This is a genomic window from Tahibacter harae (assembly GCF_024437735.1).
Classification (GTDB): domain Bacteria; phylum Pseudomonadota; class Gammaproteobacteria; order Xanthomonadales; family Rhodanobacteraceae; genus Tahibacter; species Tahibacter harae.
This window is the reverse complement of sequence record NZ_JANFQO010000014.1, coordinates 171,051-178,630: the sequence shown is the minus strand read 5'-3', so window position 1 is coordinate 178,630 and position 7,580 is coordinate 171,051. Positions and strand designations below refer to the sequence as shown.

At 53.4% G+C, this 7,580-nt stretch carries 5 protein-coding genes and 1 pseudogene; all 6 read left to right on the top strand.

What is annotated here, in order from left to right:
- On the top strand, positions 1-189 hold a 189-nt coding region (locus NM961_RS15705), incomplete at its 5' end, for an integrase core domain-containing protein (protein WP_255915353.1).
- 31 nt (positions 190-220) lie between these two features.
- Positions 221-787: pseudogene (locus NM961_RS15700) on the top strand (transposase); the annotation flags it as partial.
- A gap of 491 nt (positions 788-1,278) precedes the next feature.
- A complete protein-coding gene (locus NM961_RS15695) occupies positions 1,279-4,719 on the top strand; it encodes a hypothetical protein (RefSeq protein WP_255915352.1) in 3,441 nt (1,146 codons plus the stop codon).
- Positions 4,719-5,183 (top strand): response regulator, encoded by a 465-nt coding sequence (locus tag NM961_RS15690; RefSeq protein WP_255915351.1) that lies wholly within the window; start codon positions 4,719-4,721, stop codon positions 5,181-5,183. Before NM961_RS15695 ends, NM961_RS15690 begins: the two co-directional genes overlap by 1 nt.
- A complete protein-coding gene (locus tag NM961_RS15685; RefSeq protein ID WP_255915350.1) occupies positions 5,180-6,412 on the top strand; it encodes a 5'-methylthioadenosine/S-adenosylhomocysteine nucleosidase family protein in 1,233 nt (410 codons plus the stop codon). Before NM961_RS15690 ends, NM961_RS15685 begins: the two co-directional genes overlap by 4 nt.
- A 247-nt stretch (positions 6,413-6,659) precedes the next feature.
- The gene (locus NM961_RS15680; RefSeq protein WP_255915349.1) at positions 6,660-7,409 is read left to right on the top strand and encodes a choice-of-anchor D domain-containing protein; all 750 of its coding nucleotides are present in this window, start codon (positions 6,660-6,662) and stop codon (positions 7,407-7,409) included.
- Positions 7,410-7,580: the final 171 nt, after the last annotated feature.

Genomic DNA, 7,580 nt, shown 5'->3' with positions numbered 1-7,580 from the left:
CAGCAGAACGGCATGGTCGAGCGGGTGATCCGGACACTGAAGGAGCAATGCATCCACCGCCACCGCTTCGAAAGCCAGCAGCACGCCAGCCGCGTGATCAGCGATTGGATCCAGTTCTATAACGCCCGGCGACCGCATCAGGCGCTGGGCATGAAGACACCCGCTGAGGCGTATCGATTAGCGGCGTGACCTGTGCAGAAACCGCTGGGTCATTACAAATTCGGCCTACGACCTGGAAGTACGTCAGCACTACCCGAAGGCCGAAGTGGTTTACGACCTGTTCCATGTCATCGCCAAGTACGGCCGCGAAGTCATTGACCGAGTGCGCGTGGACGAGGCCAATCGACTTCGTGCCGACAAGCCGGCGCGTCGGGTGGTCAAGACATCGCGCTGGTTGTTGCTACGCAACCGGGAGAACGTTCCGGCCGACAAGATCGTGCAACTGGACGAACTGCTGGCGGCCAACAAAGCGCTGCTTACCGTTTACCTGCTCAAGGATGACCTCAAGCAGCTCTGGCGCTACCGAAGCCGAGCCTGGGCGAAGAAAGCTTGGCTATCGTGGAGTCGACGCGCGATGGGCAGCGGCTTGGCGCCGCTGCAACACTTCGCCCGATGCCTGGAACCCTAACTCCCAGGCATCCTGGCCCACTGTTGATGGCCGCTGGGCACCAACCTGCTCGAAGGCATCAACAACCGCATCAAGGTCATCAACCGCATCGCTTACGGCTTCCGTGACGACGCTTACTTCTTCCTCAAAATCCGCGCCGCCTTCCCCGGTAATGGGTGAAGAACCTAAAAAAAGTCGGCGTTCAGTGCGGCGCTGTGTGCGCCGTGTTTTTCGGGCCGCTAAACCCGGTTGCCGAATTGGCGGCAACGGACGAATTGTTGTACTGGATGGGGCGGGCGTCAAGAGTGTTGATCCCATGTTGCCGCCATGGGAGGAAAAGCTTACTCGGCGCAGCCTAAACGGGATAGCTCTACTGGCTCAAAGCGGATGAGATCGGAGACTATCGGGGTCAGGTTAACTCACAACGACGTCAACTTGACGTCGGACGATGCGCGGACAGGCGAGGCAGCGAGTTGTGCTTAGACCGTGTCGCCGAAGGAAGTTAACCTGTCTCCATCTGTCGTGAAGGTAGAAAGCGGCTTTGGCGTCTCTACATGAGGCATCTCTCGCACCCCGTTCGACAGCGTTTCGTACTCACGGATAGCACCAGATCACGCAGATTGGGAGGCAGAGAAATGGGCAGTCCCCGAACCAAAAAGAAGCCCTCGGCTATGGCTGCAATACGTGCTGTTGTCGCTAAGGCGCAGTCCTCGGATCACGAGGTTGGCGACCGGTCAAGAGCGTCACAATTTCGCGCCGGATTTATTCGTGCGCTTTTGGTGGCGCGCGAAAGAACACCAATCAGAGAGCATAAGAATTTTTTTCAAAATCTAGCAAAATTCTCTTCTGTTCAGTCCGCGAGATTTTCAGCTCTTCCGATAGCCTACGATTATCTCTCGGTATTGAGATTCCAGAAGGAACTCCCTATCGAGCACGAAATCAGTTGGATATCGGAAAGACTGGCGATTCAATCTAGCACGATTTCTGCGCACCTTTCATGCTCAAAAAAAATATCCACCCAGTTGATGCAGGGCAACTACCCCGATGTCATCAGTCTGCTAACGGCGCATGAAGATGCATTTGGTGTCTCTTTATGGTCGACCCAGCTAAAAATCGGAGGCATGCAATATGGTTATGGCCAGAACGCCCAAAAAAAGTTTGTTGAGGAGCTCCGCACAGAAAACAAGGCGGGCGTTCTTCCATTTTTGGCGCACTACGCAAGCCAGCGTAGTGAAGAGGACGTGTCTATTGGCTGGTTTGTTGATCATTTCACTCGAAGGTCCGCCAAACTAGGGCGGCAGGATCTGGCTGTATATTTGAGATTCAAACTCCTAGCGGAGAAGGGGCGCAGTCGTCGCGATATAGCAGCAGTGCTACGCATCGAACAGAACCATCACCTAGTCGATATTTATGAGACATTCGTTGGCATTCTGGGCCATTTGTCGACAAATTTTTACTCTGACAAGAGGTTGATGGCAGGTATTGCTTCTGCTCTCGCGGCAATGTCCGAGATCGATGATGGTAGGTTAAAAAAAATTAGGCTGCGCTTTGTCTCGCGGCCAAGGACTTTCGACGGCACGTTGGCGGGGAGTTTGGATGCGTTGTTTTCCGGGAAAATTTCTCATGCGTTGCGAGAACAAAGGAGACTATTGTCTGTATCTCCAGCATCTATAGCCAGTCTTGTCACAATAGCTACTGCTAGAGCTTCCTCTAGATTTTCAAGGAAGGTCGATTTTCCAGGCGGAAGTGCGGTACACAAGAAAATTGTCGCAGCGCTAGTGTCGCTATTCAGAAAAGATGCGCAGTTAGGTAATGATAGGGAAAACTACCAAAACTGGCTCCGAAAATTCGCTCACATATTCTCGGGGCTTCCTATTGCTGAAGCGCTGCTAGAAACAATTGGCGCCGAGAGAGCGACGACTGTAGAAGGGCTTCTCAATCACTGGTCGGGCATCGCTCAAAACTGCGAGGAAGAGTCGATCTTTGACTGGCTAGTTGATGGTGCGCCGGAAGCTATCGAATCTTTACAGGAACTCGCCAGTAGAGGAGGCGCGGCTGCTACATTCTGCCTGCTATGTCTGGGCAGGCGTCACCATGGGGAGGACTTGTTAGATGGTTCGGTGTACGCATATGCGCGTTCCATCGGTGCTGTTCGTCGAGACGCAATGCGCGAGGCCGAACACCATATTGGTATCGCGCTTCAATCATCTAACAGGGTTATAGAAGCCAGAAGTGCAATTCTGGCTTTAGAGATTTACGGCGAAACTAAGAATTTAGCTAGTGCCTGTCGAATCATAAGCAGGGAGCATGCCGTGCATGGGGTTGATCCCTCGACTCTACCGCTTAAGGAGGTTTTCTTGGCGGTCGATTGGGAGGACCTACAGCCTCATGTCTACGATTTCAGGGTGTCAAATGCGCTCGCCGTGCTGGCTCAGGTCGTAGCCGACGACAAAATACACTCCTATAGGTGCTTCGCACTCGAAAGCTTTCTTGAGTCGCAATCTTTGTCTTTCCCATCCGAACTCAGAGAGAATTTGCCGGACTATGACAAGAGAGAAATCGCCTTCTTTTTGGGTCAGGTCTGTGTGGTTTCTGTTCTCGATATGTTGCCACTGGTGAACAGCTCCAGGCGTGTACTAGAAGAGCGACGCGACATATGCGCACTTCTGGTTATGTCGGGAATGGATTCAAGTGGCGAGTACACAGATGAGCTGGTCAATATCTCTCGCGAGCTGACAGTTCGTAAAGGTCTTCAGGCGCTTGACGGTAGCCGCGTGCACGTGGATACCGACGCTCTAAGAACTGTATTGAAGCGTGATCTTCTTGAGAGCTTCCATCGATTTATCTCGCTCAAAAGAACAGGGCCGGGTGCTGAGACGTATGATGCCGTCATCCGTGATCTAAATGAGAACGCAAAATACCTACTTGAAGTTCCGGAGAGCGAAGCTGACGAGCTTCTTGTGTCGATGATTCTTCAGGCTAGAGAGCGATTTCTTTTTGATGTGCCCCACGGCCTCGATAGCTATCTCAGTAAGCGTGTTCGGCACGGTTCTGTAGTTGGCTACATTAGATCGCCTGCGGAAAAAGAAGGAGTCATAACCCAGCGCGCTCCCGACGGCACATACAGAGAAAATGTTCGTTGGGCTGGTCACTTCGACGACTTAGCTCTCGCTGCGGCTTTCCAGTCCGCCTTGGCTGCATTCGCTCGGGATTTCGACGAGGTCCTTGTTCGACTGAAAGACGTTCTATTGCATGTCAAAAGCGAAAGTAAGCCTTATGGAATATTCGATGCGAGGTTGCTTGCGCCAAATTATCACCTAATAAAAAGTGTTGCGATTCAGGATAGGTCGATTGATACATTTCTGGCGACTTTGATGGCGAGCCTGTGGGGTCTCCTAAACCCGTCCCTCCAGGCTGCGCAGTCGCTACTTAGGGTGGAAACCTCGAAAGAGGTGGCGTCGCTATTCCAGGCGTTGCGCACTCGCATCTCAGTCATGCCTGCATCTGAAATTCGAGCGGAGCTGGATCGGGCAGTTGTAAATGCGGCGGGGAATGTGCAGGCGGCAATCGAGAGTGTTGCATCGTGGTTCAATCCGGCCATGCCTGAGGACTCGGAATTTAGTGCAGACGAGATCATAGATATTGCACTAGCTTCGGCGCGGGCTATTAACTCGGCCGACGCTTTGCCAGAGCCGCTCAGGAGGTGTGACGCGTCACTAGTTGTCAGCGCTGGATCTCTTCCTGTTCTTCTCGATGTTATGTTTGTAATTCTAGACAATGTTGCAAAAAGATCAGGGGATCCGGCGCTGTCTTATTCGATAGACATATCTTACGACAGACTGGAGGAAACTCTAACTATACGTGTCGAAAACAGTGTGGTTCTTGGGGGAGATTTTGCCTCGGCGCGGGCTGCAATGTTGGAGCGAAAAAGGCAGCTTATCGAGCAAGCAGACTTCCGGATGGCGCGGAGAGAGGGGGGGAGTGGTCTCTCTAAGCTTGCAAGCATTGTTTTTCAGTCCGCAAAAGGAAAGATGGATTTCGGTTTTTTGTCGGAAAATTTGTTCTTTTTGGAACTAACCTTGTCTTTTATTGCCAACCGAGGAAGGAAGTAATGCGTGTTCTGATCGCCGATGACGAACCGCCCAAGCTTCGAAACCTGGAGGAGGCGGTCGAAAAAATTCTCCCGGGAGTAACGGTTTCATTTGCGAAATCAGTAAAATCCGCGATTGCAGAAATAGCTGCGCAATCTCCAGATCTGGTGCTTTTAGATATGTCTCTGCCAACATTTGACGTTTCTGCTGGCGAGCCGGGGGGGCGGCCTCAGGGAACTGGTGGCGAAGAAGTTCTTAGATACATGAAATTCCGTCGAATGTCTTCGCCCGTAGTTATTGTTACTCAGTATGAAGCTTTCAACAAGAACGGTCGGCAGATTGAATTGTCCTCTCTCGAGGCTCGTTTGATTAGTGAGCACGGGAAAATTTTTAGGGGCTTTGTCTACTACGGTCCTCTGACTGATTCGTGGAGAATGCGTCTTGAAGAAAAGCTGAGGGAAGCATTTGATGGAGTGAGTGAATGAAAATTCTTTTGGCAGATGACAATGTCTTGCGTATTAGAAAAATTGTTGAGCACCTTACGACGAAGCTCGGTTTGCCTAGGGAATCTATTGTCGATAAGAGAACTGCTTCTGATGCTCGAGAGTATCTAAGAGCAGAGCAGGTAGATTTACTTCTGCTAGACATTCTTCTGCCTAATAGAGTGGAGAGCGTGGAGTCGGCGGATGCTTCGATTACTCTGCTGACAGAAATCGTGGAGAAGAAAAGCTTAAAGAAGCCGACAAAAGTCGTTGGCATTACGGCTTACGCTGATGTCGCGGCGAGCCAATCAAAGTACTTCGGAGCCGAAACCTGGGTAGTAGTGGAAACTTCGGAAGTGGAGGATGGCTGGCTCGATCGAATTTCGAATTGCGTGGCGTATTTGCTCAGCTGTGTTTCACAAACTGAAGCTAGGTCATATCAGACCGACGTCGTAGTTCTGACTGCACTAAAAGATCCCGAGATGATCGCAATTCGGAACCTTCCGTGGCGATGGGGTGCGGAAGAACCAATAGACGATTCTACATTCATCTCGCGAGGCACATTCGAAAGCGGCGGTGCGTCGCATTCTGTTGTGTGTGCGGTCGCGGAACGAATGGGGATGCTCTCGACTGCGCTTCTCGCCGCGAAACTGATCGAGAAGCTTAGGCCCCGGCTTCTTGTAATGCCGGGTATATGTGCAGGAATCGGAAAAAATATTCGTGAAGGTGATGTGATATTTGCGGATTGCGCATGGGACTACCAGAGTGGAAAGTTCACAACTGTAGCTAGTACGTCGTTGGAGGGGTTCGAGATTGATCCCCACATGATTCAGGCGCCAAGGGAAGTCTCGACTCGAATTGACCAACTGCAGGCGGATGAGGAGATGCTGACTAGAATTTGGCGGCGATGGCCGGAGCGGCCTTCGCAGCCGCCGAAGCTTGTTCGCGCGCCGGTTGCGTCCGGATCGGCAGTGGTGGCTGACGAGAGGGTTGTGACGAATGTGCTCCGGCAGCATAGAAAGGCAAAAGGGTTGGAGATGGAATTGTATGGTCTATATCTCGCAGGACAGACCTGTGATTCGCCGAGGCCATATACTTTTGGAATTAAAGCGATATGTGATTTTGCTGACGGGAAAAAGGCAGATGGATATCAGAAATATGCTGCTTACGTTTCAGCTGAGGTGTTGGCAGAGTTTCTCAAGCGATATTATGCGGACCTACCTCGAAGGTAGATTGTGACGCGCGACTGTGGCGGGCAACTCCCCTGGGGGCGCAGTATCGGGGTCAGGTTGACTTCCCAAAACAACTCGCCGGAAGTTAACCCACCCCCGATCTGTAACACCCCGAACAGAGCGCGCCTCCACCCGCAGAAGCCAGCGACAACACGATGGCAGGATTCCCGCGTGTCCGTCGTTTAGTTGAGCAGACGCCCCCTTGCGGGCGCCCCCTCCTCAACCACTGCAGCCAAGGCATCGAACAATGAAACCGCTATTGCTGGGAATGGCGCTGTTGGGCGGAATCAGCAGCGGGGGCGCTGTTCTCGTCCCTTCTCCGGCCCAGGTGGATTTCGGCGATCAAGCAACAGGCGCCACCAGCGACCCGATGCCAACGACGTTCAGGAACACGGGCAACCAGGCCGTGACCGTCACGGCCGTGTCGGCGGTCACCCTCGCCGCGTTTGTGCGCGCCGGCGGGACCTGCGGCGAGCCGCCGTTCACCGTCGCCCCCCAAGCCAGCTGCACGATCGAGCACACCTTCACGCCCTACCTGGTTCAGGCGTATTGCGGCTACGCCCACCTCACGCTAGCTGGGGGCGGGCGCGTCGACTTCGGGCTGGCGGGTGAGGGCAATGTGGCGTATCTGGATATCTGGCCGCCCAGCTTGTCGTACTTTCCGGTAGATGTGGGGACAAGCTCTGAGGGGCAGACCATCAACCTGAGCAATTTAAGACCAGTGGGCATGACTGTCTCGCATATGTATTTGGACGGCCCCGATGCTAGCGCCTTCGTGCGCACAGGAGGCACCTGCCCCACGCAGGTACCGTTCTACTGGGGTGCCAGTAGCTCTTGCACGCTAACCTATCGATTCGTACCCGACCACGTCGGTTCGCACTCAGCCAGTATGAACATTCTCGGCTCCGGCAGCTTTGGCTTTTCGCTAAGCGGTGACGGTGCACCGGAAACCCCGCTTTTCGGCGACGGGTTTGAGGCGGTCGCACCGACCCCATGAGTGATAGCCCGCAAGCTGGCGGAGCCCTGTCGCATCTGCGGGCTATCCGGGCCAGGTTAACTTCGGCGTGCCGCTCCGGTAAGTTAGCCTGGCCCCGTTCGCAGTCGCCTATTTCAAAGCGCCCTGTTCACGTTGACAGGGCGCGACAGGTCAACTCCCGGAAAAAGCACC